Below are 23661 nucleotides of genomic sequence, written 5' to 3'. Positions count from 1 at the left end.
TCATGCCCTGGCAACTTCTCGTGCGGGCCGGGCAACGGTATCTCCGGCGGCGCTTCCGCCGCGACATCGTGGCCGCAGGTCGGGAGTCCCTGGCAGAATGGCTCCGCCTATACGGCCCGGCGTTGAGGAAGTCGCTCATCCGTCTCCTCGTAGGGTACGCGGCCTTCCTCGTACTCGGGTTCTTCGGGGCTCCGCACCTGTATCGGCTCTTTCGCCCTGAGATCACCCTCTACGTGCTTGCCCCCATGGACGGCTTTCAGGTGTACTTCCTCCTGAGCAACGTGATCGCCATCGCCTGCCTCATCCCCCTTGTCGTTCGCGAGGCCCTCTTCGTCTACGCTTCGGTCACGGGACGTCCCTTCCGCGGGTTTCGCTACGTGTTCATCGCCTTTTTCCTCTTCGTCCTTGGGCTCTTCTTCGGGCTTTTTGTCTTCTTTCCGTTTTTGTTTCGCTTCACCCTGACTTTGAGTCAGGCGTTCCACATCGAGCCGTACTACAGCGTGCAGCGCTACTTCGCCTTCATGGTGGGCCTGTCGCTTCCCATGGCCTTTTTTTTCGAGACGCCGCTCGTCATGTACACCTTGGCCCGCCTGGGATGGGTAAAGCCCGCCGTGTACCGCCGCTACCGAAAGTACGCCTACTTCATTCTGTACGTAACGGCTTCCATGATCACCCCGCCGGACATCTTGGCCCACCTTTCGGGGGCCGTGCCCTTGATCCTCCTCTACGAAGCGGGGATTTTTTCGACGCGCTTTCTCGACCGTCCTCCCTCTTCGACCGCCGGAGAGAGCTCCCCGCCTCTTTCTTGACACCCCCGAAGGGCTTGACTATACTTGACGCGACTTCTCCCCCCAAAGAGATCGCGTTCGCAATTCGTTTGCGCATACTTGCGAGGAGGGCGAGAGAACAACAGAAGTAACGAGAGGAGGGATCTTTGTGGACACGGGTGAACGGCACTACTTCACCTCCGAGTCCGTCACCGAGGGCCATCCCGACAAACTCTGTGATCAGATTTCCGACGCGGTGCTCGACGCATACCTGCGCGAAGATCCTTTCGCCCGCGTCGCCTGCGAAACGGTGGCCACGGGCGGACTCGTCTTCATCTTCGGGGAGATCAGCTCGAAGGCGCGCGTAGACGTGGCCAACATCGCGCGCCAGGTGATCCACGAAGTCGGCTATACGGATCCCGCGTACGGCTGCGACGCGACGTCGTGTGCCGTCCTCGTGTCGCTCAAGGAGCAGTCGCCAGACATCGCCATGGGTGTGGATCGTGCGTGGGAAGCGCGCGACCGAGGAGCGGAAGACGAAGCCGAGCGCATCGGGGCGGGAGACCAGGGTATGGTCTTCGGCTTCGCCGTAAACGAAACGCCGACGCTCATGCCGCTTCCTATCGACTTGGCCCACCGCCTCGCCCGTCGCCTGGCGGAGGTGCGGAAGAGCGGCCTTCTCGCGTACCTTCGTCCCGACGGAAAGACCCAGGTGACCGTAGAATACGAGGGCCATCGCCCCGTGCGTATCGATACGGTGGTCATCTCGGCCCAGCACGACCCCGACGTTCCGTACGAAGTGCTCAAGGAGGACCTGCTCGAGCACGTCGTGGGGCCGGTGATCCCCCGGGAATTCCTCGACGAGCGTACGCGCTTTTTCATCAACCCGACCGGGCGCTTCGTCATCGGGGGGCCTCAGGGAGATGCCGGCCTGACGGGACGCAAAGTGATCGTAGATACCTACGGCGGATACGCCCGCCACGGCGGCGGCGCGTTTTCCGGCAAGGATCCGACGAAGGTCGACCGGTCTGCGGCCTACGCCGCCCGCTACGTCGCCAAGAACATCGTCGCTGCAGGTCTTGCGGACCGCGCGGAGGTGCAGATTTCCTACGCCATCGGCGTGGCGCATCCCATTTCCATCCGCGTGGATACGTACGGCACCGGCCGCATTCCCGATGCGAAGCTCGTCGAGCTCGTGCGCGAACACTTCGACCTCCGCCCCGGCGCGATCATCCGCGACTTCGACCTGCGGAGGCCGATCTACCGGAACCTGGCGGCTTACGGGCACTTCGGCCGAGAGGACCTGGACGTCCCGTGGGAACGGACGGACCGCGCCGAGGTACTCCGCCGCGCGGCCGAGGCTTGGCTTTCGGCCCGTGGGGGTCGCTAAAGGGTTCCTCCAAGGCTGTGGCACATCCCCCGCCCGGCACGACACGTGCCGGGCTTTCTCATTCTGGCCTTTTGCCGCCCGGGCGGGCACTTGTGGTAGAATCGTGCACAAAGGCATGCTGCGGGGGCAACGGGATGGAGGAAGGGACGTTTCCTGCCCTGGAAACGCTGGAGCGCATCCTCGACCACACCGTGCGCACGATGGAGGCGGCAAAGGCCCAGGTCTTCGACATCGCGGAGCAGGCGCGGGAAGAAAGCCGGACCGTCGAAGAGGAACTCGCAAAGCTCAAGCGGGAGATCGAGTTCCTCATCGCCGAAAACGACCGACGCGAGCGGGAATACCGCAAGCTCCGCCAGCGCCTCGTCGAGGTGAGCAGGAACTTTTCCCGCTACTCGGAACGCGACATCCGCGAGGCGTACGAGGCGGCGAGCGAGATGCTCGCGACGCTCCAGTTCGGACAGGAACGCGAAAAGCTCCTGCGAAAGCGCCGTGACGAGCTCGAACAGCGGTACAAGAACCTCTTGCGCACGATCGACAAGGCGGAGTCCATCCTCCTCCAGATGAGCGTGGTGCTCGACTATCTCAAGGGCGACCTCGCGCGCATGTCCGAGGCAGTTCAGTCGGCCCTTTCGCGGCAGCTCTTCGGGTTTAAGGTAATCGAGGCGCAGGAAGAAGAACGGCGTCGTATAGCCCGCGACATTCACGACGGCCCCGCCCAAAGTTTGGCCCTCGCCCTGCTCAAGGTCGAACTGGTGGAAAGGCGAATCCGCGAAGGCGATGCCGCCCTCGCCGCAGAGGAGTTGCGTTCTCTCCGGGAAATCTTGCGCGCCGCCCTCGCCGACGTGCGCAAGGTGATTTACGACCTAAGGCCCATGCATCTCGACGACCTTGGCCTCGTTTCCGCCCTATCCAAGCATTTGGAGATGTACCGACGTGAGGGGTTTCCTGCCGTGGAACTCCACGTCGTCGGCGAAGAGCAACGCCTGTCCGGTCCCGTGGAGATCGCCTTGTTTCGCATCGTGCAAGAGGCGGTGGCCAATGCGATCAAGCATGCAGAGGCGCGGAACGTCTCCGTGGAGATCGCGTTTCTCCCCCACGTCGTTCGGGCAACGGTAGCCGACGACGGAAGGGGGTTCGTACCCGAAAAGGTGCGGGATGGGCGGGGGACGTACGGACTCATGGGAATCGTCGAACGCGCAAAGCTCGTCGGTGGGAAGGCCAACGTCCTGAGCGAGCCCGGCCGCGGGACAATCGTGACGGTGGAGATCCCGAGGGACGTCGGCGAATGAAGGAGGGTTCCTGCGTGAATGAGCGCATTACGATCCTCTTGGCGGACGACCACGCCCTCTTCCGCGAGGGGTTGCGCCACATCTTGGGCCAGGAAGAGGGATTTACGATCGTGGGGGAAGCCCGAAGCGGCCACGAGGCCGTAGACAAGGCGGCGCTTCTCACCCCCGACGTCGTCCTCATGGACATCAACATGCCGGAAATGAACGGAATCGAGGCCACGCGTAAGATCCGAGCCCTGCAACTTCCCACGCGCGTGATCGTGCTCTCCATTCACGACGACGAGGAGTACGTGCGACGCGCTTTGCTTGCCGGGGCGGACGGCTACCTCCTCAAGGAGATCGACGCCCAGACGCTCGTCTCCGCCGTGCGCGCCGTACACGCCGGGGGTGCGTACCTCCATCCGCGGCTCGCCGGGTACGTGATCGCTGAGCTTCGCCGTCTTTCGCTTCAAGAGCGCCCGGCGCGCGCGAGCAGCGCTCCTTCTCCCGCCGAACGAGATTCTGTCCTTGGAGAACGATGGGAACGCCTAACCGCGCGCGAGCGCGACATCCTCCTCCTCATGGCCGAAGGGCTGTCCAACGGGGAGATCGGCAAACGGCTCGGGATCAGCGAAAAGACGGTCAAGAACCACCTTGCGAGCATTCGGATCAAGTTGAACATCAGCGAGCGAACCAAGCTCGCCATCGAAGCCCTCCACTACGTCCGCCGCGTCGGCGAAAGCGACGCCGCGGGCAAGACGTGAGGCATCGGGCCATGGAACCCGGAGTGCTTTCTCTAGCGTGTTTGGGCGGGGGAGCTCTGGCGCTTGCCGCAGGGGGAGCCCTTACGTGGAACCTTTGGCGAGAAGAGGCAGAGGTATACGCACGCCTGCACCGCCTTCTTGCGGAACTTCACTCCTCCCCCGACGAAGAGAGGTTTGTCGCGCGGGCCTTTGCGGAGTTCGAGAAGATCTTTCCCTTCGATTTTTCTCTCTACCTTTCCGAAGGCGACGAGTGCTACGTCGGGAAGCACGCGGACGCCCTCGGGTGGGGGAGAGACCGCGAAGGGGTTTTCTGCCGCGAATTGCAGTCTCGAGTTCTCGAAAGCGGGAGCTTAAGCCGCGGCCAAGTCCGGCGTTTCCTCCTTCAAACCGTCGTAGGCCCTTACGCTGTCCTCGCCGCCCGGTGGGAAGATGGGGGTACGCTCGTCTTTTTGCGCCCGTCTTTCCGCCCGTTCACGTCTCGCGAAGAGCGGCGTTTGCGCTTTGCGGCCCGACTTCTGGAGGACGTCCTCGTCCGGGTACGCCACCTACTCGAGGAAGAAGCCGAAACGCAGCGCGATGCCCTCACGGGATTTCTCCTCTTCGGCCCCTTCCGCGAGATCGGCGAACGCGTGCTTCGGGCGGCGCGTGAGCGGGGCGAGCAGGTGAGCCTCCTCCTCCTCGACATCGACTTCTTCAAGCGCTTTAACGACACGTACGGGCACGAGATGGGGAACGAACTTCTCCGCCAGCTTGCAGCGCTCCTCAAGGGAATGACGCGCAAGGAAGACGTCCTCGCCCGATACGGGGGAGAGGAGTTCCTCGTACTTTTGCCACGAACGGACCACGCTGCGGCGTTGCGCGTCGCCGAGCGCCTGCGCGGCGGGGTGGCCCGACTCGAGCTTCCCTCTCCCACCCCCGATCTCGATCCGCCCCGGGTGACGGTGTCTATCGGGGTTGCCACGTTTCCCGAACATGCCGATGACGTTGCCGGCCTCATCCACCGTGCCGACCGGGCCATGTACCTGGGGGCGAAGCGCCGGGGCCGCAACCGCATCGCCAGCGCAAACCAAGCTCCACCGTGAACCCAGAGTTTCGCGCTGCGAACGAATGCCTGTCGAAGGACGGTGACTCCATGGGCGAGCGCATCGCGTGGATCATCGATTCCACGTCGAACATCGACCCCGAATTCGCCCGCGCGAACGACGTGCACATCGTCTACTTGTCCGTCGTCTTTGGAGAAAAGGCCTACCGGGAAAACCTCGACATCGGCGAAGAGGAATTCCTCCGCCGCCTCCGAGAAGAGCGCGTCCTGCCGACGACGACCCAACCTACGATCGGGGAATTCGTAGAGCTCTACACGCGCCTCAAAGCCTCCTACGACCTAGGCATCGCCGTCCACATTTCCTCTGGCTTAAGCGGAACTTGGGCGACTTCGGTGAAGGCAGCGGAGATGGTCGGGTTTCCCCTCTACGCCGTGGACTCCAAGATGACTGTCCACCCCATGGTATGGATCCTCGAAGAGGGGATGCGCCTTCACCGGGCGGGAAAGCCCGTGGAAGTCGTCGTCCGCTGGATGAACGAGGTGGCGTCGCGCCTGCGCGCCCTCTTCGTCGTAGACGACATCTCCCATTTGCACCGCGGAGGCCGCCTCACGCGTGCGGAGTACATCGTAGGTTCACTCCTCCGCATCAAGCCGATCATCACCTTTGAGGACGGGAAACTCGTCCCGTTCGACAAGGAACGAACGTTCGCCCGTGCGAAGGCGCGCGTGTTTGCAGAACTTGACCGCGCTTTGGCAGATGTCGATTTCGCCCGCGTGGGTGTGATCCACTGCGCCATGGCAGAAGAGGCGAGCCGCTGGGTAGAAGATTTGCGGGGGCGTTACGGCGACAAAGTCGAGCTCGTCCTCCGCACGTTTCCGCCGGTCATCGCCGCACACGTAGGTCCGGGGACCGTGGGGTTCGGGTGGTATACCTTGAGTGCTGCCGAACGGGCAGGTGAGATCGGCTGAAGAGCGGAAGCGGTTGGGCTGCCGTCGCCCTTTCCGGGGGGGTGGACTCTTCCGTCGTCGCGTACCTTTTGCGCGAGGAAGGCTACGAGGTCCGAGGCGTGCACATGCGCAACTGGGACGCTCCCTGCGGCGGTACGTGCGGCGCGGACTCCTTTGCCGACGTTCGCCGCGTCGGGGAGTTTCTCGGGATCTCCGTAGAAGAGGTGCGCTTTACGGAAGCCTTTCGCGAACGCGTTCTTGCGCCGGTCCTCGACGCCTATCGGAAGGGCTTTACCCCAAACCCGGACGTCCTCTGCAACCGCGAGGTCAAGTTTGGCCTCCTCCTCGAATACGTCCTCGAACGGGGGGCCGAATTCCTCGCCACGGGACACTACGCGCGCATTCTTCCCCACCCGAGAAAGGCCGGAGCCCTTGCCCTTTACAAGGGCGTCGACGAAACGAAGGACCAGTCGTACTTCCTCTACGCGCTTGCGCCGCACGTGCTCCCCTTTCTCCGTTTTCCCTTGGGAACGTGGCGGAAGCGCGAGGTACGCGCCCTTGCCCGTTCTGTAGGACTTCCCACGGCGGAGAAGCCGGACTCCGTGGGGCTCTGCTTTGTCGGTCGGGAGGAAGACATGCGCCCGTTTCTCCGCGCCTTCCTCCCGGAAGCCCCGGGGGAAATACGCGACGTAGACGACGGAGAACTCCTCGGCATGCACGAGGGCGTGCACTTCTATACCCACGGGCAGCGAAAGGGGTTGCGCCTCGGCGGCCGCGGACGTCGCAAGCGAGGTCCTTGGTACGTCGCCGCCAAAGACGTGGATCGCCGAATTCTCTACGTCGCCCAGGGGAGGGAACACCCTTCCCTCTTTGCCGTCGGGTTGGAGGCGGAGGAGGCCGTGTGGACCGCCGGAGAAATACCCGCCCCTGGAACGCGCCTCGCCGCGCGCACGCGCTACCGCCAGCGGGAGGCGGAGGCCGTAGTCCTCGACGCCGACGAAACCCGAGTATACCTTCGCTTTGCCACCCCCCAATGGGCGGTCACGCCGGGCCAGGCCCTCGTCCTCTACGAGGGCGAGATGGTGGTAGGGGGCGCGACGATTGTTCGCGTGGAGCGCCCCTTTTTCGCCGATCGCCCGTTCGGTCGACTCGTGTAGATGCCCCCCCATCGTCCCCGAAACACAGAATTTTCTTTTGCGAAATTCCCCCTTTTCACCCGACCTCGGGAGGCGTAAAGTATTCGTCGTGGTCCTCCGGGGACCGATTCGGAATGGGTAGGGGGCGAAGGAGATGCGCCTCATCCGCGTCAAGGACTACGCTGCGATGTCCGACGAAGCCTTTGCGATCGTGTACGAGCGCATGTCGGCCAACCCGAAGCTCACCTTGGGGTTGGCAACGGGGTCGACCCCCGTGGGCCTGTACGAACGTTTGGTTTCCGCCGTTCAGACGGGGAAGCTGAGCTTTCGCGAGGCCCGGAGCTTCAACCTCGACGAATACGTCGGCCTCGCTCCCGATCACCCTCAGAGCTACGCGTATTTCATGCGCGAGCACCTCTTCGACCACATCGACCTGCCTGCGGGACGGTGGGATATTCCGAGCGGAATCGCCCCCGACCTCGACGAGGAGTGCGCGCGCTACGAAGCAGCCATCGAAGCCGCCGGTGGGATAGACTTGCAGATCCTCGGCATCGGCCCGAACGGGCACATCGGGTTCAACGAGCCGGGAACTCCCCTGGAAAGCCGGACGCACGTGGTCGAGCTTACGGAAAGCACCCGTCGGGCAAACGCTCGCTTTTTCGAGCGACCGGAGGAGGTTCCCACGCACGCCATCACCATGGGCCTTGGGACGATCCTCCGCGCCCGCGAGATCATCCTCCTGGCGAGCGGGGAGAGCAAAGCCGAGGCGATGGCCAAACTCCTATCGTTGAGCGATTTCGATCCCGAACTTCCCGCTTCTGCCCTCCACCGCCACCCCGAGGTATGGGTCATCGCGGACGAAGCGGCGCTTTCGCGCGTGCGCAGGTAGGGTAGGGGGTGGAATTTTGCGCCTACGCCCCCGGAAGGCGGTCTTGGGGCTCGCCCTTGCGCTTTTCGGGCTTTCCTTTTGCGGGGTAGGTTGTTCGGCCCGGATTTCCCCGCATCTCCCTCCGTCGTGGTCGTCCGACGCTTCTTCCCCTTCTCCCGCTCCCTCGGAGGAACCGTCGGCTCCCTCGGAGGGAGCGGGGACGCCTTCCGGGGAATCCAAAGAACCCCTCCATTCCGACGCGGAACGGCCGAAGTGGGTGTTCGTTCCGCCGGAAGAGCGGGAAAGCGTTCTCGTCCTCGTTAACGCAACGCGGCGTCTGCCCGCCGAGTACCGCCCCCCGGACCTCGTCCGCCCCGCCGTGCGGGCGTGGATTCCCGAGGGAGACGAGCGGGGCTTGCTCAGAAGAGAAGCCGCCCGGGCATTAGAAGAGCTCTTTCGCGCCGCGGAAGAGAGAGGGTTTCGCCCCGTGCTCGTTTCGGGATACCGCTCCTACGCCCTTCAGGCGCAACTCTACGCGCGGCAGACCGGGGGCCGAGACGAAGAGCCGGAAGTCTTTGTCGTGGCGCCGCCGGGCGCAAGCGAGCACCAGACGGGACTCGCCGTCGATCTGGGCCAAGAAGACGGGAAGTACCTTTTGCAGCCCGAGTTCGCGCACACGGCGCTCGCCCGGTGGTTGAGCGAAAACGCGCCGCGATTTGGCTTCGTCCTCCGCTACCCTGCAGGAAAGGAAGCGATCACCCGCGTGGTCTTCGAGCCTTGGCACTACCGATACGTCGGACGCGAAGCCGCCGAAGAGATGGCGCGAACAAACGTCGTGCTCGAAGAGTACCTCGCCGCGCGGGGCGAAGGGAACTGAGTTTGGGCCCCTTCTGCCGTTCTGTCTTTCGTCTGCCCGACGAAAAGGCGACGCTTTCTCCCGGGAAGGGACTTCCCGGGAGCATTTTTTTTTGCTCGTGCTTAACCAAAAATTTACACAAAAGGACGGATGCGCGAAGTACAATGAATTCTGGGGATTCCATGGATCCCGAGATGAAGAAGAAAGGAGGCGTAGGATCGGTGTTTTCCGGAAACAGAAGGCGCATGGCGGCGCGCTTAGCGGGTAGCGCGATGGTACTTTTTCTGCTTTGGACGAGCTTTCTCATTCCCGCTCCGGTTTGGGCAGACGGGCCGCCGATTGACCCTACGGCGGAGGTCGAAGTGACGGCAGACGCCCTCAACATTCGCGAAGCGCCGACGACAAACGCGCGCATCGTCGGCGTCCTATACCGAGGGCAAAGGGTAACGGTAGACGACCTCACCCCGTCGGGGCAGACGATCGAGGGCGTAAGCACGTGGTACCACGTGGCGGGGCGTGGGTGGATTTCCGGGGCCTATACCCGCGTAGTCCGCGGATGGCCTGTCGTCGAGGTCACGGCGGACGTCCTCAACGTCCGCAGCGGTCCGGGAACGGGGTACGCCATCTTGGGCCAACTGCGGTGGGGAGAACGGGTTGAGGTCGTCCACCTCGTCCGCGGCTCTCCGTACAACTGGTACCTGATTGTATACCGGGGCAATACGGCGTACATCGCCGCGGAGTACACACGTCCGGCATCCGTATGGCCTCTTCCCACCGCCTACCGAACGATTACGAGCCCGTGGGGGATGCGGATCGATCCTATTGACGGACAATGGAAATTTCACGACGGTATCGATATCGCGGCACCTTCGGGAACGCCCGTATTTGCGTTTCGCGCCGGCACGGTGACGTACGCCGGGTGGAACGGAGGGTACGGGCTTTACGTCCGCATCGACCACGGCGACGGCGTGACCTCCTTTTACGGGCACCTGAGCCGGGTGGACGTCCAGGTAGGCCAGCGCGTCTCCCTGGGACAGACCATCGGCCTCTCAGGGAACACGGGGAGAAGCACGGGCCCTCACCTACACTTCGGTACGTGGGTGAACGGGCGCTCCGTCGATCCCCTCACGCTCGTGCGTCGGCCTTGATCTCCTCCTGAGACACGTCTCTTGCGCGTTCGCAGGCACTTCGTCTCGGAGTGGGTCGCGGCGGTTTCCTAGTAGAGGATTTCGGAGTATACTCCAAGTGATAAAGACGTTCCGTAAGGAGGATTCCGATGCCGCGCAGGAAGGGAAGAGAGGGGGCCGAAGCGGGCAGGAGAAAGATCCGAGTGGTGCCAGGGATCGGGACACTCCTCCTTTCTCTTGTCTTGCTCGCAGGATGCGGCGAAGAGACCACACCCCCGCCTGCGGTACCGCCTCCTTCTTCCGATACTTCGCTGAAGGACCCATCCCAAGATCTCCCTCCGCCGCCCCCACAAGCTCCGGAGCCCGGAGCTGGGGAAACGCCTTCCGGGCCAGAGCCTCCTCCCGCGCAGACTCCGCCGCAAGCTCCGCCTTCGAAACCGCCGACGCCCCCACCAGAGAAGCCTTCTTCGTCGCCTGGGATTATCCCCCCCGCGGAACGGGAGAGCATCCTCGTCCTCGTGAACGCAGAGCACCGCCTGCCCAAAGGGTATCGCCCACCGGACCTCGTGCGCGTGAACGTGCGGAGCGCGTGGGGGGACGAACGGGCCCTGCTTAGGGCGGAGGCGGCCCGTGCGCTCGAGGCCCTCTTCCGCGACGCCCAGGCGGCCGGCTTTCGCCCCATTCTCGTCTCCGGTTTCCGTTCCTACGAGCTTCAGGCCACGCTGTACGGGAACCGGACGGATGAGCCCCACATCTACAGCGTGGCGCCGCCGGGCGCGAGCGAGCACCAGACAGGACTTGCGGCGGACATCTTGGAAGAAGGTCGCGGGATGGACGCCACCTTTGCCGACACTCCCTTCGGCAAGTGGCTTGCGGCGCACGCGCCGGAGTACGGCTTTGTCCTTCGCTACCCTCGGGGCAAAGAAAGCGTGACGCGCGTGGTGTTTGAGCCTTGGCACTTTCGGTACGTGGGTCGCGAGGCGGCTTTGGAGATGGCGCGAACGGGGGAAGTTCTGGAAGAATACCTCGCCCGCCGCGCCTCGGCCGGCGGGGGAACCCCCTAGCCAATTGGTGTTTCCTAAAACGCGTGAACGTGAGGAAAACGGCCCCGCGCCGAAAGGCCGGGGCCTTTTTCCGTTCGCCGGACGCCGCGCCTACGAAGGATTCGCGGCCGCCTCTCCCCGCTTGCTTGGAGGCGCCTTTTTTTCGTCTTGGGCCTGCGCCACGCACATCCACCAGTCGAAGCACTGAATCTCGCCCTTTTTCATCTGCTCGTAGCGCTCGCGGATTTCCTCGCCCGTCCGCGGCGGCGGGAGGAAGATCTGGGCGCCGATGATCTCGTTTTGCGGCCAATTTGCCGGGGTGGATACGTGGAGGCTGGTGGCGAGGCGCAGGGCGCGAACCGCGCGCACGATTTCCGGGATGTTGCGCCCTACCTCGGCGGGGTAGTTCAGGATGAGGCGAACGGTCGCCGCTTCGTCTACGATGAAGACGGAGCGCACGGTTGCGGTGCCCCCGCGCGGCAACATGCCCAGGCGGCTCGCCACGCGTCCCAGGGGATCTGCGATCACGGGAAAGGTGATCGGGATCCCGAACTTCTGTTGGATCCACTCGAGCCACTTCAGGTGGGCGTATACTTCGTCGACGGAGAGGCCGATGAGCTCCGTGTTCATGCGGCGGAATTCGTTGATATGGCGTTCGAAGGAGATGAACTCGCTCGTGCACACGGGGGTGAAGTCTCCGGGGTGGCTGAAGAGCACGAACCATCTGCCGCGGAAGTGTTCCGGGAGCCGAAGGGTTCCCTGCGTGGTGAGGACCTCCATCTCGGGGAAGCGGTCGCCGATACGCACGAAGTCCTCCATCCCCGTCCCTCCCGTAGGCGATTTCCCTTTCACCCTATGCGGGGGGACGGAATCCCGTGCACAGGTTACCCGTTTTTTTCAGCGGACGAGCGTTTCGAGGTGCGCGACGATCGTCTCGAGGCCGTTGCCTAAGTTTCCGGCCGCGGCCTCCATGCGACGAACGTACGCCTCGCGTTCGCGGTAGAGGCGGCGGATCTCTTCGGTGAGGCGTTCCGGCGTGAGGTCTTCTTCGGGGAGTACGCGCGCCCACCCGCGATCGGCGAAATACCGGGCGTTTTCCACCTGATCTCCGCGCCCCTTCCCGCGCGGGAGCGGAATGAGGAGCATAGGCTTTCGCAGGGCGAAGAGTTCGAAGATCGCCGTGCTTCCCGCGCGCGAGATGACGAGGTCGGCTGCGGCCAAGGCGTCCGGAAGTTCGTCGTAGAGGAACTCCCGCTGGCAGTACCCGACGGCCCGCACCGCAGGATCGATGCGCCCGCGGCCCGTGAGGTGGAGGATTTGAAAGGTGTCGAGGAGGGGGAGGGCGGCGCGGAGCGTGCGGTTGATCGGCTCCGCACCCAAGCTTCCCCCCATCACGAGGAGGGTCGGCCGATGGGACGAGAACCGGCAGATCGACCTCCCGCGGGCCGGATCGCCCCGCAAGAGCTCTTCGCGCACGATCGGGCCTACGGGAACTACCTTCTTTTTCCGGGGGAAAAACGCCGCGCTCTCGGGGAAGGTGACGAACACTTCCGTGGCGAAGGGTAGGGAAAGGCGGTTGGCGAGGCCGGGAGTGAGGTCGGATTCGTGAAGAAAGACGGGGATTCTTCGCAGGGCCGCCGCCCAGACCACGGGGACGGCGACGAACCCCCCCTTGGAAAAGACGGCGCGCGGGCGGAGTTTCCCGAGGACGCGCGCGGCCTGGACGCTTCCTTGCAGGACGCGGAAGGGATCGATAAAATTCCTGTAGTCCAGGTATCTTCGAAGTTTCCCGCTTTTTACGGCGGTGTAAGGTACGGGAGGCTCGATGCGGGCGATGAGGTCGCGTTCGATGCCGTCGGGCGATCCCACGTAGTGTACTTCCCAGCCGCGGGCGCGGAGGTGCGGGATCAGCGCTACGTTGACCATCACGTGCCCGGCCGTTCCGCCGCCGGTGAGGACGATGCGCTTGGGAAGTCGGTTGTTCAATCGGGAAGCCCCCTTCCCTGGCTGCGCGGGGCAGGAGAATTGTCCACCGCCCGCCCAGATCCCGCAGGATCCGGCGGGCGCGAGGAGGGTTTGCTGTGCGGGCGATTCGCGATCCGCTGCACGACCTCATCGTCTTTGCCGACGAAGACGCCTTCCTCTTCGACCTCGTGGATACGCCCGCCTTTCAAAGGCTACATCACATTCGTCAGCTCGGCCTTTCGTTTTTCGTCTATCCCGGTGCCCAACACACGCGCTTTCTTCATTCCCTGGGCGTGGCGCACCTCATGCGCCGCGTTCTCGACCGTTTTCACCAGGAGCTGGCGGAGCTCCGGTCGCGTTCTCCCGAAGGCCGTGAAGCCGTCGAGGCTCTGCTCGAGCGGCGAAAGGTGGCCCTCGCCGCCGCCCTCCTCCACGACGTCGGCCACGGGCCGTTTTCGCACGCCCTTGAAGACGCCGTACACGCGCCGCACGAGATGTGGAGTGCGGCAGTGGTGCGTTCCGATTCGGACGTGCGCAAAGTCCTGGAGCGTGCGGGAGGGGCCGAACTTCCCGAGGCCGTCGCGCGCATCCTCGAGCGACCGCACGCGGCCAACGCGTCCCAAGAAGAGCCCGGGGAGGCGGCCCTCCGGAAGCTTTTGGCGAGCCAACTCGACGTAGACCGCATGGACTACCTCGTTCGCGACGCCTATATGACCGGGGCGCACTACGGGCGTTTCGATCTGCCGTGGCTTATCCACTCGCTCCGGTTGGGACGCGTGCACGGCGTCATCGAGGTCGGGCTCGACCGTGAGAAGGGGGTGAGCATCGCAGAAGACTTCTTCATGGCTCGGTACTATATGTATAAGCACGTTTACCTCCACAAGACAACCCGAGGTGCGGAAATCCTCGCCCGTTCGCTTTTCCGCCGCGCGCGCGACCTCGCCGTGCGCGGGGGATGCACGGTAGATCGGCCGCTAGTCGCCTTCCTCCGTGGGGATTTGCAACCGAACCGCCCCGAAGATGTCGCTACGTACCTCTCCCTTACGGACGAAAGCGTGTGGGCGTTTGTGAGCGACGTGCGCCGTACGTGCGACGATCCGGTCCTCCGAAAGCTCGCGGAGGATCTTTGGTCCAGGCGGCCCATGCGCGGGCTGGACGTAGAAGAGGAGGGGGATCCCGCCACCTTCGAAAGTACCCCCCCAAAGTCGCCCAGCGGGGGCGAGCTTCCCCCCGTCTATGTCCGCTTTCGCGATGCCCTCCTCGAGGAACTCCTCCGCCGCAAACCGCCCTCCCTTTCGGGGTGGAGGGAAGAGGAAATCCGCGAGTACGCCGTAGCCTACGATTCCACGGACACGGTACCGTACAAGGATACCTTCTTTTCCCGCGGGAAGAACGGGAAGGCGGCGGGCGCCGAAGACCTCCACGTCTACGTGTACGACCGCGAAGGCAGGGCGAAACCGCTTTCGGAGGTGTCCCTCCTCCTTCAGGTGCTCACGAACCGCCCCCTCACGCAGCGGCGCATCTACGTCCTTCGCGAGCTTTCCGACCTTGCCGTAGAGATTTGGGAGAAAATACGGCGGAAGGGTTCCCCCCTTCGCGGCTCCGGGGAGGTGAACACGTGACTACGGAAGCGCTCGAAGTTCGCCTGCGCCCTCTTCTGGAAGACGTAGCCCGCCTGGGCGCGCGCCTCGAGGAGGTCCTCGCCTTTCACGGCGGCGAGGAACTCGTGCGCGCCTTTCGGGAAATCCGCGCCCTCACCACCGAACTGCGAAACTCCCCGAGTCCGGAAGCCGAAGAACGTCTCTGGTCCTACGTTGCACGCCTTTCTCCCACGCTCCGCCGGGACGTGATCCGCGCCTTTGCCGTGTTCTTCCACCTCGTGAACATCGCGGAACAAAACCACCGAATCCGCCGCCGCCGCGAGTACCTCCTCAAGGAGGGGGCACAGCCGAATTCCATCCGGGACATCCTCCTCCGGTTGCGCGAGCGGGGCGTTCCCCCGGAACGCATTCAGACGGCCCTGTATACGCTTTCCCTCGAGCTCGTGGTTACCGCCCACCCGACGGAGGCGGCACGCCGCACCACATTGGAGAGCCACCGGCGCATCGCTTCGCTCCTCGCCCGCCTCGACCGCGAGGACCTCACGGAGGACGAGCGGGAGCGCCTCGAAGAGGACCTCTTCGACGAGATCGTAATCCTCTGGCAGACGATGGAACTCAAAGAGGAGCGCCCCAAGGTTTTGGACGAGGTCATGCACGGCCTCTTCTACTTCGACGTGACCTTGTGGGACGTCCTTCCCGAAGTCCACGAGATGCTCGCCTACGAGCTCCGCCGCGCCTATCCGGAGTTTCGCTTCGAGGTACCCCCGGTGATCCGCTTTGGTTCGTGGATCGGAGGCGACCGCGACGGCAATCCGCACGTCACCGTGGACGTGACGCTGGAAACGCTCAGACGCCACAGGGAACTCGCCGTACGGAAGTACCTCGCCCAGGTGGAAGACCTGGTCATGCGCCTAAGCCCGTCGGCCGATCTCGTTCCCGTGAGCCCGACGCTCATCGCCCAAGTAGAGGAGGAAGAAGCCCGCTACCTGAAAGACGGGTACCCGTGGAAGGGGAAGCGGGAGATCTACCGGAGAAAGCTTAGGATCGTCGCCGAGCGCCTCCGCCGCACGGAGCGGGGGGAAGAGGGCCGCTACCGCGGCGCTGAAGAGTTCCTCCAGGACCTCAGGCAGATTGCCCGGAGTATGGAGGCACACCACCCCAAGCGCCGCGTGCCCGAGGCGCTGCGCAAGCTCATCCGCCAGGTGGAACTCTTTGGGTTTCACGTCGCCTCGCTCGACATTCGGGAACACAGCTCGCGGCACGAGCGCGCCGTGGCCGCCTACCTCAAGGCGGCTGGCGTCGCCGACGACTACACCCGGCTTCCCGAAGAGGTCAAGGTCGAGCTTCTCTCCCGCCTGCTTCGCGACCCTCGCCCCCTTCGCTCGGAGTTTTACAGCTACGATCCAGAGGCCGAGGAAGTGTTTCGCGTCTTTGTAGCCATGCGCGAGCTTCAGCGCGAGTACGGCCGCGAGGCGGTGCACACGTACATCGTGAGCATGGCCACCGAACCGAGCGACCTTTTGGAAGTCCTCCTGCTCGCCAAGGAAGCGGGGCTCGTGCGCCTCTCCGCCGACGGAACTCCCGAGAGCGACATCGACGTGGTTCCGATCTTCGAAACGATCGACGACCTCCGGCGCGCCCCCCAGGTCATGCGCGAACTCTTCCTCCTCTCCGCATATCGGGACATCCTAAGGTCGCGGGGCGATCTCCAGGAGGTCATGGTGGGGTATTCCGACTCGAGCAAGGACGGCGGGACGCTTGCGGCCAACTGGTACATCTACAAGGCGCAGGTCGAGCTCGCCGCCTTGGGCGAGCGGTTCCACGTACGCTTCAAGTTCTTCCACGGGCGGGGGGGCGCATTGGGGCGGGGCGGAGCTCCCCTGCACCGGAGCATCCTTTCCCGGCCCCTCGTCCTCCGTGGTTCGGGAATGAAGCTCACCGAGCAGGGCGAGGTGCTTTCCGACCGCTATCTCCTCCCGGAAATCGCCCTGCGCAGCTTGGAACAGGCGGCGGCGGCGATGCTCGCCCACTACTTCGCCGACCGCCTGGGCGGGGCTGACGAGCAAAACCATCCCGAATGGCGCGAGGCGATGGAGGAGATCGCCGCCACGTCCTTTCGCCGCTACCGCGAGACGGTCTTCGGCGATCCGTACTTCCTCCGCTACTTCGAAGAGACGACGCCCTTTGAAGAGCTGCAGTACTTCGAGATCGGGTCGCGCCCCATCCGCCGCCGCGAGAGTCGGGGGTTCGAAGACCTGCGGGCGATTCCCTGGGTCTTTGCCTGGACGCAGAGCCGTCAGCTCGTCCCCGCTTGGTACGCCTCTGGCGAGGCGCTCGCCTCCTTCCTCGCACGGGAAGGTGGGCTCGAGCGCCTCCGGGAGATGTACCGCCACTGGCCGTTTTTCGAAACCCTCATCGACAACCTGCAGATGGCGCTCCTTAAGGCCGACCTCGGTGCGGCGCGGCGCTACCTGCGCCTTGCGCGGAATCCTGCGGAAGCCGAGCGGATCTTTGCCGAGATCTCCCGCGACTACCAGCTCGCGCGCCAGGCGATTCTCGCGATCACCGAGCAGAAGGATTTCCTCGAGCGTTCTCCGACCATTCGCGCCTCCATCGCCTTTCGAAATCCGCACGTCGACCCACTGAATGTGTTCCAGGTCATGCTCCTCGAACTCCTCCGCCGTCGGCGCGAAGAAGGGGCCGATCCTTCGGAAATCCACGCCCTCACGCAGGAGGTCCTCTTCACCATCGGGGGAATCGCCGTGGGTCTGAGGAACACGGGGTAGCTCCGGCGGCAGGCTGCGGGCGCGCTCCTCGGTCCGGCGAGGCTCGCAGGTAAGAAAAAATTTTCCCAAAGAGATGTTGCAGTACAGGAGCCGTTTCCCTATACTTTCCCATATACACAGACCGCCCCTCCCTGCGGGAAGGGCGGAACAACACTTGAGGCGGGGTGAAGTCGATGGAACTCGCGGCCCTGGAATGGAAGGTGGGTGGGCAACAGGGTGAAGGAATCGACTCGACGGGAGAGATTCTCGCCCGCACGCTCTTCCGCTACGGGTACTACGTGACCACGTACCGCCAATTCGAGAGTCGGATCAAGGGCGGGCACACGGATTTCAAGGTGCGTGCGACGCCCACTCCGACGCACTTCCACGGGGACAAAGTAGACATCCTCGTCGGCTTCGACGACGAGACGCTTCCCGTGCACCGTTCGGAGCTAAAGCCCGGTGCCGTGGTAATCCTCGAGGGAGATGGGACCAAGGTGACCGAAGAGGACGGCTACACCCTCGCCGTCTTTCCCCTCAAGGCGATCGCCACGGAGTTGGGGAACCCGCTCGCCAAAAACATGATCGCCTTGGGGATCACCGGCGGGCTCATTTCCCTCCCGCGGGAGGCGTTTTACCACTTCATCGAGGAGCAGTTCAAGAGAAAGGGCGCAGACGTCATCTCCTCGAACAAGCGGGCTGTAGATCGCGGATATGAGATCGCCCAAGAGCACCTGGCCCACAAGGTAAAGACCCTTCCCGCGCGGGAGATCGATCCCAACCGCCTCTACCTTTCGGGGAACGAAGCGATTGCCTTCGGTGCGTACATGGCCGGGCTCACCTTCCTCTCCGCCTACCCGATCACGCCGGCGAGCGAGATCATGGAATGGCTCGCCGCCAAGCTTCCGAAGCGGGGCGGAGCGGTAATGCAGGTGGAAGACGAAATTGCGGGGATTACCTTTGCCATCGGTGCCTCGTTTGCCGGAGCACGGGCGATGACGACTTCTTCGGGTCCGGGAATCGCGTTGAAGACGGAGGCCATTGCCCTCGCCGGGGAGAGCGAGACCCCCGTGGTCGTCGTAGACGTGCAGCGGGCGGGTCCTTCCACGGGGATGCCCACGCGCCACGAACAGGGGGACCTCAACCACCTCCTGCACGCCGCCCACGGCGATTTCCCGCGCATCGTCCTCTACCCGTCGAGCGTAGAAGACGCCTTCTACCTCGCCGCCGAAGCCTTGAACCTCGCCGAAATTTACCAAACCGTGGTCTTCCTCGTCTCCGACCTCGGTTTGGGGATGAACAAGCAGACGACCCCGCGTTTTGACCCGCGCCGCGTGGAGATCCGGCGGGGAAAGATCGTGAGCGAAGAAGAGGCCAAGGCCCTCGGAGAGTTTTTCTTCAAGCGCTACCGGCTCACCGAGGACGGGATTTCTCCGCGGCCGCTCCCGGGGAACCCCTACGCCGTCGCGCTCACGAGCTCCAACGAGCACCGCGAGGACGGCCACATCGACGAGACGATCGAGGCACGCAATGCCCAGATGGAAAAGCGGATGCGCAAGCTCACAGGCCTCAGGATCCAAAACCCGTTCTACGTGGATCACCCGGATGCCGCGACGCTCCTCGTCGCCGTAGGTTCGGCGCGCGGGCCCGTGGAAGAGGCGGCCGCGGCCCTTCGGGAAGAGGGGTACGACGTGGGTACGCTCTTTCTCCAGCAACTCGCACCCCTCCCCGTGGAGGAGCTCCGCACTCTCCTCGTCGGGCGGCACGTGATCACCGTGGAGCACAACTACACCGGCCAGCTCCTCGGGTGGCTCCGGCGCCACCTTCCCATCCACGAACACTCGACCGCAATTACCCAATACGACGGGCGTCCGTTCTTTGCGGAGCGGATCGTCCGGGAGGCAAAGGAGCGGATTGCCGATGAGCATCGCGCCGAGCGCGCCCACGCTTAAGGACTACCGCGGCGACGTAAACACCTGGTGCCCAGGCTGCGGCCACTTCGGCGTTCTCGCCGCCCTCCAGCGGGCGCTGGTGAACCTCAAAATTCCCCCGCACGAGGTCATCAACGTTTCGGGGATCGGTTGTTCGTCCAAGGTTCCGGAGTACATGCGGAGCTACGGGTTTCACTCCCTCCACGGCCGCGCCCTGCCCATCGCCCAGGGGGCCAAGATGGGGGCGAAGGACTTGCACGTGATCGTGACGGGGGGAGACGGCGACGGGTACGGCATCGGAGGGAACCACTTCCTCCACGCCGTCCGGCGCAACATGGACATCACGTACGTCGTCATGGACAACGGCGTCTATTCCCTCACGAAAGGGCAGACGTCGCCCACGAGCCCCCTGGGGTTTGTGACGCGTACGACCGTGTACGGCAACAAGGAACGTCCTTTAGACGCGCTGTCCGTAGCCATTGCGGCGGGAGGGACGTTTGTCGCCCAAGGGTTTTCCGGTGACGTAAAGCGCCTCACGGAGATCCTGGAGCGGGCGATCCAGCACAAGGGCTTTGCCCTCGTAAACGTCCTGAGCCCGTGCGTCACGTACAACAAGGTACTCACGTACGACTACTACAAGGAGCACCTCGTGACCGTCGAGGAACCCTTCCCGACCCGCGAAGAGGCTATCCGCTTCGTCAAAGAGCACAGGGGACTCGTACACGGGATCCTCTACGTGGACCCGGAAACGCCGGACTACCAAACGGCCCTCGGATACGAACTTCGGACGCGAGAAATTCCGGAGGGGCCGATGGACGAAGCCCTCTTGCGCGAGCTCGAAGAGGAGTTCCGTTGAGCGAACGGGCGGCGCCGCACGGCGCCGCCCGTTTCTCGATTTGGTATTTCCTGGGAAATAGCGGCCTAGCAGCGGGGGGGCGTGAGGTGCTCCCCCTGAAGCTGGTAGTAGAGCACGTTGAGCCGCTCGATTTCGCGCGTGAGGTTTCCCAGCGCTTCCCAGAGTTCGAGGTCAACTTCTCCGCCGGAAATTTTCGCGTATAGATCGGAAAAGCGCGCTTCCCGCTGGCGTAGTCCGTCGCGAATTGCAGCGCTCGCCCGCTCGACGGCGGCGAAGTAGGCATCGCGAGCCGCGGGTGGCATGCGCTCCGGCGGGATGTGGGCTACGGGAAGCTCGAGGTCGAGCTCTTCGTCGTGGACGAGGGTAAAGGGTACGTGTTCCACGGAGGATCTCCTTTCGCATCGGGCCGGTTCCTGCCCTTTGCCCTTCGTTCGAGGCGGGATGGATCTGCGCGACCGGGGAGGGGGAAGATGCATATACCGCTTGCCGTCGTGGGAATCGGCGTAGACATCGTAGACAACCGCCGCATCTCCGAGATTTTGGCGCGCAAGCCTAAGCTCGTCGCGCGCCTTCTCGCCCCTTGCGAACGCGAACAATTTCCGGACGAGCCCCGGCGACAGGGAGAATTCCTGGCGGGCCGTTTCGCCTTGAAGGAGGCCACGGCCAAGGCTTTGGGGACTGGAATCGGGGGGCGTCTTCGCTTTCACGACGTGCGCGTCTTTCGCACTCCTTCCGGGGCGCCCCTCGTCGAACTCTCACCGGAAGCGAGGCGACGCTTTCCCGTCCTATTGTACGCTACCCTTTCCCATGAACGGAACTACAGCGTCGCCTTCGTCCTCGCCCTCCGGATCGACGGTTCCGGCACCTCCGACGAGGCATAGGCTTTTCCGACTCCCCATAGACATGGGGTGAGACAAACGTCCGGAGGGGGCGAAAGGCGTGCGGCGAGGGTACATCCTCGGGGTGTTGGTCACGCTTCTTATGCTCGTCGTCGCGGGTTGTCGTGCATCCGATCGTCCGGAAGACGTCGTCGGCAGGATCGCCAAGCGCGCAGAGGAAGCCAAGGCGTACGAAACCACGGGGACGCTCACGCTCAAGACGGGCGGAGAGCCCGTCGCGTACCGCGTGCGCGTTGCCCACCTCAAGCCTACGTACTACCGAGTGGAAATCCTCGGCGAGAAGAACGAGACCCGGCAGGTCGTCTTGAAGAACGAGGAGGGCGTGTTCATCTTTGCGCCCGAACTCAAAAAGACCTTCCGTTTTCAGAGTCGTTGGCCGGGAGAAGGGGGGCAGATCTACCTCCTCGAATCCCTCGTCGAAAGCGTTCGCGCCGACGAGGGTCGGGCGATGGAAGTAGAGGACGGCACGTACGTCTTCCGCGTCAAGGCCCACGCCCCCAACCGACTTCTGTCTCAGCAAGTCGTTCGATTTGACCGCGACACCCTGGCCCCCAAACAGGTAGACGTCTTAGATTCCGAGGGCCAGACGCTTGCGAGCTTCGTCGTCGAAGGCTTTACCTGGAATCCGACGCTATCGCCCGAGGACTTCCGAAGAGAAGCCGTGGAAAAGCAGTTCGGGCAGAACCCGACTTCGCAGGCGGGCGCCGCGGCGCCGAGCGCCCAAGACCTCGCAGGCGTCGAACCTACGTACCTTCCGGAGGGGGTCGTGCGGAGGGGTTCGCAGCTCACCTACGACGACGGCGTTCCTACCCTCACCGTGAGCTACGGGGGGAGCCGGAGCTTCACCCTCACCGTCTCGCCGGCGCGGGAGCTCATGGTGACCGCCCAAGACGGCGTCCCCGTCGACCTTCTGTTCACATGGGGAGGGCTCACGCGGAGCGACGACTTGCGGATCCTGCGTTTCACCTACCGCGGTCTCGACGTCCGCCTCATGAGCACAGACGTCCCGGAAGACGAACTTGTCGCTGTCGCCCAGTCCATCTTCCTGCCGCGGAAGTAGCCGACGTTCGTGTGCACGTCTGGGGCATTCGTCGGGGAGGCAGGTCTTCTTGCCTCCCCTTTTCGCGTCGGGTAAGATGAGGACGAGGAGGGGACCGGCGTGGATCCTCGAACCTGTCGTGCCTCGCGCATCGAACTCGATATGCGACTCGGCCTTCGTCTCTCACCTGCGCCCATCCCTGAAATCCAGCCTTCCAAAAATGTTAATATCGGCAAATAATATAGTAAGTTAGATGCCTTTATCGAAGTTCTGTTCTGCTTCTCTCAGATCACCTGGCGTGTTCTTTAAGAATATACGTACCGTTTCAACGTCTGTTGGTTCAAGTATCAGGATATGCAGAACTGCACAACATCTTCGAGGCCCTCCTATAAGATAGATGACTAACATCCTATGTCGCCGAGTTGTCCTACCCATGATTCTTAGTTGTATTCCTTATAATTCTTAAATCTTCTCGCGGATCCCTGTTCTAAGTGCGGATTTGCCCAGAAGTGGTTCTGGGGCGTTTACCGGCTCAAGGTTAAGCATTTCGATTTATACTAGCGGTGCTTGTCTGCCTTTTAGACTCTTTGATACACTTTTGTCAGAAAGAATAGTGTATGTGAGCTGTGGCGTTGACAACGTATGAGTACGAGGGGTTTGTCTCTTGTGTACAAGTCATAATAAAAAAACCATCATGTGCATAAGGATGTGAACGGGAAGATGTATGAAAAATAAAAAAATGAAAAGAAAAATGATACATGTTCATGATATTATGATCTGGATTCCCCCTGATACGCTTCTGTTGGCCTATTATCGACCTATTGATGGCTACTTGCACTGTAACATACTGTGGCGGAAGATACGTACATCGACATTTCGGGGAGGCTTTTTCGCTGTAACTATTAAAGTCTATTACAGGAATGAAGTGTTAAATTTTGATATTTTTAAAATTTTTTCAGGAATTGAGTAGTTGAATATATTCATTTTCCTATTATGACTGGCAACAATTTAGAGATTTTTTACTTTCAGTGTTTAAATTTTGGATGGAGAGATTGCTTTGGCTACCAATTACGAGTGGTCAATGCAGAACAGCTCAGTAGTCGTTTGAAAAAGTAATGGCAATTTTTCTGTTTTAATGTATTTTTGTAACCATTTATCTTACCAATTCTACCTGGCCTAGTGGTATTCCTTATTAAGTTTGCATGGAAGAATATATATACGAATGAACGGGCCAAAAGGTGTAAGGTAAGGCGTATCGAAACGGCTATCGGTCTCGCCTTTGGGATACCCGCCTAGGTACCATTGAGTTCAAGACCCCAAGTTCCGCAAAGGCAGCTGCTTCCCCATCCTTTTGGAGCGGAGCCAGCGAGCCGAGAAAGCCTGGTGGCCATCATTC

20 protein-coding genes and 1 pseudogene are annotated in these 23661 nt (G+C 62.7%); 18 read left to right on the top strand and 3 right to left on the bottom strand.

Translation table 11 applies throughout. The features are described from left to right. Positions 1-2 precede the first annotated feature (2 nt). From C7438_RS07340 to C7438_RS09165, 11 genes are all read left to right on the top strand, one after another. Entirely contained in the window at positions 3-809 is an 807-nt protein-coding gene (locus C7438_RS07340) for a twin-arginine translocase subunit TatC (protein ID WP_121444725.1), read from the top strand. A gap of 127 nt (positions 810-936) precedes the next feature. Then, positions 937-2157, top strand: coding sequence for a methionine adenosyltransferase (gene metK / locus C7438_RS07335; RefSeq protein ID WP_211322138.1), 1221 nt, complete (start codon positions 937-939; stop codon positions 2155-2157). A gap of 134 nt (positions 2158-2291) precedes the next feature. Beyond that, positions 2292-3446 (top strand): sensor histidine kinase, encoded by a 1155-nt coding sequence (locus C7438_RS07330; protein ID WP_121444723.1) that lies wholly within the window; start codon positions 2292-2294, stop codon positions 3444-3446. Between the two features lie 14 nt (positions 3447-3460). Beyond that, positions 3461-4189 carry a response regulator gene (locus C7438_RS07325; RefSeq protein WP_121444722.1) on the top strand — a complete coding sequence of 243 codons (729 nt, stop codon included), beginning with the start codon at positions 3461-3463 and terminating at the stop codon, positions 4187-4189. An 11-nt stretch (positions 4190-4200) separates the two neighbouring features. Then, entirely contained in the window at positions 4201-5271 is a 1071-nt protein-coding gene (locus C7438_RS07320; protein ID WP_121444721.1) for a GGDEF domain-containing protein, read from the top strand. A gap of 50 nt (positions 5272-5321) precedes the next feature. Beyond that, the gene (locus C7438_RS07315) at positions 5322-6200 is read left to right on the top strand and encodes a DegV family protein (RefSeq protein ID WP_121444720.1); all 879 of its coding nucleotides are present in this window, start codon (positions 5322-5324) and stop codon (positions 6198-6200) included. Next, a complete protein-coding gene (mnmA, locus tag C7438_RS07310) occupies positions 6197-7336 on the top strand; it encodes a tRNA 2-thiouridine(34) synthase MnmA (RefSeq protein WP_121444719.1) in 1140 nt (379 codons plus the stop codon). The genes C7438_RS07315 and mnmA overlap by 4 nt, the downstream gene beginning before the upstream one ends. Positions 7337-7469: 133 nt before the next feature. Continuing rightward, the gene (gene nagB, locus C7438_RS07305) at positions 7470-8204 is read left to right on the top strand and encodes a glucosamine-6-phosphate deaminase (protein ID WP_121444718.1); all 735 of its coding nucleotides are present in this window, start codon (positions 7470-7472) and stop codon (positions 8202-8204) included. A 16-nt stretch (positions 8205-8220) separates the two neighbouring features. Beyond that, entirely contained in the window at positions 8221-9060 is an 840-nt protein-coding gene (locus C7438_RS07300) for a M15 family metallopeptidase (protein ID WP_170143636.1), read from the top strand. A 251-nt stretch (positions 9061-9311) separates the two neighbouring features. Beyond that, complete coding sequence (locus tag C7438_RS09570) at positions 9312-10187, top strand: peptidoglycan DD-metalloendopeptidase family protein (RefSeq protein ID WP_170143635.1); 876 nt, start codon at positions 9312-9314, stop codon at positions 10185-10187. Between the two features lie 497 nt (positions 10188-10684). Further along, on the top strand, positions 10685-11230 hold the full coding sequence (locus C7438_RS09165; RefSeq protein ID WP_170143634.1) for a M15 family metallopeptidase: 546 nt from the start codon (positions 10685-10687) through the stop codon (positions 11228-11230). A gap of 90 nt (positions 11231-11320) precedes the next feature. On the opposite strand, the gene C7438_RS07285 is transcribed toward C7438_RS09165, so the two are convergent. Both C7438_RS07285 and murG read right to left on the bottom strand, forming a co-directional pair. Next, positions 11321-12028, bottom strand: a complete 708-nt coding sequence (locus C7438_RS07285) for a peroxiredoxin (protein ID WP_121444714.1) — start codon at positions 12026-12028, stop codon at positions 11321-11323. Between the two features lie 78 nt (positions 12029-12106). Next, positions 12107-13195 (bottom strand): undecaprenyldiphospho-muramoylpentapeptide beta-N-acetylglucosaminyltransferase, encoded by a 1089-nt coding sequence (murG, locus tag C7438_RS07280; RefSeq protein WP_211322136.1) that lies wholly within the window; start codon positions 13193-13195, stop codon positions 12107-12109. Between the two features lie 95 nt (positions 13196-13290). Between murG and C7438_RS09275 the strand changes: the two genes are divergently transcribed. From C7438_RS09275 to C7438_RS07260, 4 genes are all read left to right on the top strand, one after another. Beyond that, positions 13291-14796 carry an HD domain-containing protein gene (locus C7438_RS09275; protein WP_121444713.1) on the top strand — a complete coding sequence of 502 codons (1506 nt, stop codon included), beginning with the start codon at positions 13291-13293 and terminating at the stop codon, positions 14794-14796. Beyond that, positions 14793-17561, top strand: coding sequence for a phosphoenolpyruvate carboxylase (gene ppc / locus C7438_RS07270; RefSeq protein WP_211322135.1), 2769 nt, complete (start codon positions 14793-14795; stop codon positions 17559-17561). The genes C7438_RS09275 and ppc overlap by 4 nt, the downstream gene beginning before the upstream one ends. Positions 17562-17734: 173 nt before the next feature. Beyond that, positions 17735-19492: a 2-oxoacid:acceptor oxidoreductase subunit alpha gene (locus C7438_RS07265; RefSeq protein WP_121444711.1), complete on the top strand. Its 1758-nt coding sequence runs from the start codon at positions 17735-17737 to the stop codon at positions 19490-19492. Then, complete coding sequence (locus C7438_RS07260; protein ID WP_121444710.1) at positions 19461-20327, top strand: 2-oxoacid:ferredoxin oxidoreductase subunit beta; 867 nt, start codon at positions 19461-19463, stop codon at positions 20325-20327. Before C7438_RS07265 ends, C7438_RS07260 begins: the two co-directional genes overlap by 32 nt. 65 nt (positions 20328-20392) lie before the next feature. Here the strand turns inward: C7438_RS07260 and C7438_RS07255 are convergent, their stop codons facing one another. Then, complete coding sequence (locus C7438_RS07255; RefSeq protein WP_121444709.1) at positions 20393-20710, bottom strand: hypothetical protein; 318 nt, start codon at positions 20708-20710, stop codon at positions 20393-20395. An 87-nt stretch (positions 20711-20797) separates the two neighbouring features. On the opposite strand from C7438_RS07255, the gene acpS reads away from it, so the two are divergent. From acpS to C7438_RS09415, 3 genes and pseudogenes are all read left to right on the top strand, one after another. Then, the gene (gene acpS / locus C7438_RS07250; RefSeq protein WP_121444708.1) at positions 20798-21208 is read left to right on the top strand and encodes a holo-ACP synthase; all 411 of its coding nucleotides are present in this window, start codon (positions 20798-20800) and stop codon (positions 21206-21208) included. A gap of 58 nt (positions 21209-21266) precedes the next feature. Then, positions 21267-22286, top strand: coding sequence for a LolA family protein (locus C7438_RS07245; RefSeq protein ID WP_121444707.1), 1020 nt, complete (start codon positions 21267-21269; stop codon positions 22284-22286). Positions 22287-23512: 1226 nt separating this feature from the next. Beyond that, positions 23513-23661 (top strand): annotated as a pseudogene (locus tag C7438_RS09415) (transposase); the annotation flags it as partial.

Source organism: Brockia lithotrophica (assembly GCF_003633725.1).
Lineage (GTDB): Bacteria > Bacillota > Bacilli > Thermicanales > DSM-22653 > Brockia > Brockia lithotrophica.
Note: the sequence above shows the minus strand (reverse complement) of the source record. Positions and strands in the feature narration are given on the sequence as shown.

Coding starts and splice junctions, on each gene's coding strand:
- nagB (WP_121444718.1), top strand. CDS start 7,470: ATGCGCCTCATCCGCGTCAAGGACTACGCTGCGATGTCCGACGAAGCC.
- C7438_RS07265 (WP_121444711.1), top strand. CDS start 17,735: ATGGAACTCGCGGCCCTGGAATGGAAGGTGGGTGGGCAACAGGGTGAA.
- C7438_RS09570 (WP_170143635.1), top strand. CDS start 9,312: ATGGTACTTTTTCTGCTTTGGACGAGCTTTCTCATTCCCGCTCCGGTT.
- C7438_RS07330 (WP_121444723.1), top strand. CDS start 2,292: ATGGAGGAAGGGACGTTTCCTGCCCTGGAAACGCTGGAGCGCATCCTC.
- acpS (WP_121444708.1), top strand. CDS start 20,798: ATGCATATACCGCTTGCCGTCGTGGGAATCGGCGTAGACATCGTAGAC.
- C7438_RS07320 (WP_121444721.1), top strand. CDS start 4,201: ATGGAACCCGGAGTGCTTTCTCTAGCGTGTTTGGGCGGGGGAGCTCTG.
- C7438_RS07285 (WP_121444714.1), bottom strand. CDS start 12,028: ATGGAGGACTTCGTGCGTATCGGCGACCGCTTCCCCGAGATGGAGGTC.
- C7438_RS07260 (WP_121444710.1), top strand. CDS start 19,461: ATGAGCATCGCGCCGAGCGCGCCCACGCTTAAGGACTACCGCGGCGAC.
- C7438_RS07315 (WP_121444720.1), top strand. CDS start 5,322: ATGGGCGAGCGCATCGCGTGGATCATCGATTCCACGTCGAACATCGAC.
- C7438_RS07340 (WP_121444725.1), top strand. CDS start 3: ATGCCCTGGCAACTTCTCGTGCGGGCCGGGCAACGGTATCTCCGGCGG.